At 66.1% G+C, this 489-nt stretch carries 1 protein-coding gene; it reads left to right on the top strand.

The window, feature by feature from the left end:
- On the top strand, window positions 1-440 hold a 440-nt coding region (locus tag F6S12_RS32885), incomplete at its 5' end, for a TolC family protein (protein WP_315870006.1).
- Window positions 441-489 lie beyond the last annotated feature (49 nt).

Genomic DNA, 489 nt, shown 5'->3' with positions numbered 1-489 from the left:
AGTACGACACCAATACCGTGGGCATCCAGGTCAGCCTGCCGCTGTTTGCCGGTGGCTCGGTATCGGCCTCGACCCGCCAGGCGGCCAGCCAGCTGTCCCAGGCCCAGTTCGAACTGGATGCCAAGACCGCCACCACCCTCAACGAACTGCGCAAGCAGTTCAACCTCAACACCAGCGCCGCGGCCAAGGTCCGGGCCTATGAAATGGCCGTCAGCTCCGCCGAGGCCCTGGTGACCGCGACCCAGAAGAGCGTGCACGGCGGCGAGCGGGTCAACCTGGATGTACTGGACGCCGAGCAACAACTGTTCACCGCCCGCCGCGACCTGGCGGATGCCCGTCATGCCTACCTCTTGGCGCGGATCCAGCTCAAGTACTACGCCGGCCTGCTCAACGAACAGGACCTGCAGCAACTGGCCGGTTACTTCCGCCCCCTGGGCTGACACCACTGCGCCCGCACCTACCCCTGCAGGAGCTGGCTTGCCAGCGAAG

Origin of the sequence: Pseudomonas sp. JV245A, assembly GCF_032424515.1 — a bacterium.
GTDB lineage: Bacteria > Pseudomonadota > Gammaproteobacteria > Pseudomonadales > Pseudomonadaceae > Aquipseudomonas > Aquipseudomonas protegens.
This window is presented reverse-complemented; position numbering and strand designations above follow the sequence as displayed.